We start from the raw sequence: 3,798 nt of genomic DNA on the forward strand, positions 1-3,798 counted from the left end.
CTTGCTAGCCTGCAGCTCTAGAGAAAGCATCTAATCATCTCTCCCGATCAGGCTGTAGAATCTGTGACTTTCCAGGAACTTGTTTTTGCCCTTCAACGATTCTGGGCCGATCAAGGCTGCGTCATTCATCAACCTTATGACATGGAGATGGGGGCCGGAACTTTTCATCCGGCCACGTTTCTGCGGTCGCTCGGACCGGAACCGTGGCGAGCTGCCTATGTGCAGCCATGCCGCCGCCCGACGGATGGCCGTTATGGTGAAAACCCCAACCGTCTCCAGCACTATTATCAGTGCCAAGTCGTGCTGAAACCTTCACCGGATAACATTCAAGAGTTGTATCTGCAAAGTCTGGCCCGGTTGGGGATCAACCCCAAGGAACACGACATTCGTTTTATCCAAGATGATTGGGAGTCGCCGACGCTGGGTGCATGGGGGCTTGGATGGGAAGTGAGACTGGATGGGATGGAGATCACCCAGTTTACGTACTTTCAGGAGATCGGCGGGATTGAACTGGCTCCGATCACCGGCGAAATCACCTATGGCACGGAACGTATCGCGATGTACCTGCAGGAAAAGAACAACGTGTTTGATCTCGAGTGGACTGACGGCGCGACGTACCGGGACATCCATCACGAGACCGAAGTGCAAGGCTCTCGCTACAACTTTGAGCAAGCGGACGTTGCCATGCTCATGCAAGCCTTCCAGGCGAATGAATCGGAGTGCAAGCGATTACTGGCACAGACCGATCAGCGTCTAACATTGCCGGCCTACGATTACTGCATCAAATCATCTCATCTGTTTAACCTGCTGGATGCCCGCGGAGCGATCAGTGTCGCGGAACGGACCGGATACATTGCCAGAGTGCGGGCGTTGGCCAGGCAGTGCGCCGAGCGCTATATCGACGAGCGGGCTGCGATGGGACATCCGCTGTTGAATCGCGAGAATAGAGTCGTGAAATCGGATAGTCTCCGCTCGAAAGCCGGAGTAGGCCGAACGTAACAGGTTATGGCGACTAAAAAGAAAGCAGGACGCGCCGCGCCGAAAAAAGGCAGAGGGAATTCCGTGCCCCCTGTGGCCGAGTTGCTGCTTGAAATCGGCGTCGAAGAGCTACCGTATCAATTTATAAAACCTGCTCTTGTTTCTTTACAGAAGGAGGCCGGCGCCCTTTTTGAGTACCACAGACTTTCGCTTGGGTCGATGAAAATTTACGGTACGCCACGACGGCTGGTATTGGTTGTGGAAAGTCTTGCAACTCATCAAACCCCTACCACAATTGAAACTCAGGGGCCGTCCAAAAAGGTCGCCTTCGATCAATCTGGTCAACCCACTAAAGCGGCCATCGGGTTCGCTGCCGGACAGAGTGTGTCGGTTGAAAGCCTGGAGGTTCGCCAAACGCCGAAAGGCGAGTACGTATTTGCTGTCAAAGAGGACAAGGGGCGTCCCACAATAACTGTCCTGTCCGAAATATTACCGAAGATCTTAGAAGAGCTGTCGTTCCCTAAAGCCATGAAGTGGAATGAGACAGGCCTGCGTTTCGCCAGGCCTGTGCGATGGATTGTTGCGCTGTTCGGAGGAACGGTCCTGCCGGTACAGGTAGCCGGCATCAAAGCCGGCAATCGAACGTACGGTCACCGCGTGATGGGTAACGGAAAGCCCATTACCGCGAAAGATTTCAAGACCTACAATCAAGCGCTTGAGCGGCAGAAGGTGATTCTTGATCCCGAACGACGTCGAATCACGATTCAGAAGCAAATCGACCGTCTTTGTATCAAAGCGGGTGTTGGATTGAACGCGGATGATGCTCTACTCGACCAGGCGGTGTATACCACGGAGTGGCCTTGTGCCGTTCTTGGTAACTTCAAACCGGAATACTTGGAAGTCCCGCAAGAAATTCTGATTACTTCCATGAAAGAACATCAAGGATTCTTCTCGGTAAGGGACAAGAAGTCCGGCAAGCTGGCTCCGCATTTTATCGCCGTGGCCAACAATGAACCAAAAAATATGTCGCTCATTCGGACAGGGAACGAGCGTGTGCTGGCGGCACGATTGGCTGACGCGAAGTTCTTTTTCGACGAAGACCGGAAGGTGAGCCTGGAAGAACGAGGGAAAAAACTTACCGGCGTCACGTTCCATCAGAAACTCGGCACGATGGCGCAGAAGCAAAAACGGGTGAAGAACCTGGTGGAGTCGCTTGCTGCACACGTATCTCCGCAGGACGAGGCACTTCGTCAGACCTGCATCCGTGCTGCATCGCTCGCAAAGGCTGACCTGCTCAGCGGCATTGTTGGCGAGTTTCCAGAGCTCCAGGGTGTGATGGGGGGAGAGTATGCCAAACATGACGGCGAATCGGAGGCCGTGAGCCAGGCGGTTCGAGAACAGTACCTTCCCCGCGCGATTGAGGGAGAATTACCCAGCACGGTTGCAGGACAACTACTGTCTTTGGCTGACCGATTGGATACCATTGCTGCCTTTTTTCTTGTCGGCATTGTGCCGACGGGCTCGGAAGATCCCTTTGCGCTCCGACGGCATGCGACTGCGATCGTTCGGATTCTCCTTGAAGGAAGCCTTCGGATCGATCTGGAGAAATACATCAATCAGGCTATTGACCGGGTGTCGGATGGCGGGTTCAAGCGCGTGCAGGGGTTCGAACGGGAAGGACTCCGGCAAATTACGGAGTTTGTCTTTGAGCGGGTTCGGCACTACGTCCGGCTCGTGCATGGTCTGCGCGACGACGTTATCGATTCGGTGCTGAAATCAGCATATGATAGGTCGGTGGATCTCGTCGATCTCGTGCAGAAGATGAAGGCCGTTGAAGACGTGACGAGGAAGCCGGAATTCGATCCCTTGATCGTCGGTTTTAAGCGGGCTCACCGCCTGGTAGAAAAAGAACAGTGGGAACGCCAGCCGGTCGATGCGACGAAGTTTCAGCATCCGTCAGAATCGGCGCTTCACACGGCCGTCGCCGAAGAAGGAGAGAAGATGGGGTTCGCCCTGTCGATGGGTGACTATCATGAGGCATTGAATTCCTTGGTGGGGCTTAGGCCGATCATTGATGCATTTTTTGAAGCGGTAATGGTAAACGCGGAAGATAAGACTATTCGCGGCAATCGGCTGACGTTGCTCAAAGAGGTTGATGAGTTATTCATGAAGTTCGCGGACTTTTCCCAGATTGTGGTACAAGGACGGTAGGTCAAATCGGAGGAAGAGACGGGCATCAGGCCGGCGAGGTTTACGGCAAGGCGGGAGGTGCCATGGATCATCCGATGACGGACGAAAGCCGTCGTGCGGGCAAGATTCGTCGATTTTCTCTGGCAGTCTCGCTGGCCTTGATGGTGCTCTGCAATGCGATCCTTCTCGCCGGACTCAGGCTCAGCGGCATCAACTTGGATGACTTGATGAAGACGCCTGATCTGTTCAATGCCAAACAGGATGTGTGTCTTCGGCTGACGTGGCAGTCATTGCCCGGCGCGAACGAACCGGTTCGACTCTGTTCGGAATGGCTTAATCTTTCCGATCCCAGTGGACAGACGCATTATCTCCGGCCTGACACGAAGCTCAAGAAGGCGTCGGACGGTCATTACTATGTCGATGAAGATATTCAAGCTGACTACCGATTATTGGTGCTGATATTGTTCGTCGCCGCGATTATCATCGGTGGCGTAAGGGCGAAGTGGTTCTTGGTGAACCGCTATCGGTTCCGTCTGGAAACAGACGGTCGTCGCGGGTCGTCCGTTCATTGATACGCACTCTTCCCGGAAGGAGAAGTCACGTGGCAAAGAAATACGTCTACTATTTCGG

At 53.9% G+C, this 3,798-nt stretch carries 3 protein-coding genes; all 3 read left to right on the forward strand.

Annotated features, from left to right (window positions below; genetic code table 11):
• Positions 1–63: 63 nt before the first annotated feature.
• The 3 genes from ACOSYY_RS14510 to ACOSYY_RS14520 all read left to right on the forward strand — a co-directional run bounded on the left by ACOSYY_RS14510 (position 64) and on the right by ACOSYY_RS14520 (position 3,740).
• Positions 64–999, forward strand: a complete 936-nt coding sequence (locus ACOSYY_RS14510) for a glycine--tRNA ligase subunit alpha (RefSeq protein WP_421663237.1) — start codon at positions 64–66, stop codon at positions 997–999.
• A gap of 6 nt (positions 1,000–1,005) precedes the next feature.
• The gene (gene glyS, locus ACOSYY_RS14515) at positions 1,006–3,189 is read left to right on the forward strand and encodes a glycine--tRNA ligase subunit beta (protein WP_421663238.1); all 2,184 of its coding nucleotides are present in this window, start codon (positions 1,006–1,008) and stop codon (positions 3,187–3,189) included.
• A 74-nt stretch (positions 3,190–3,263) separates the two neighbouring features.
• Entirely contained in the window at positions 3,264–3,740 is a 477-nt protein-coding gene (locus tag ACOSYY_RS14520) for a hypothetical protein (RefSeq protein WP_421663239.1), read from the forward strand.
• Positions 3,741–3,798 lie beyond the last annotated feature (58 nt).

Source organism: Nitrospira sp. BLG_2, assembly GCF_049222245.1.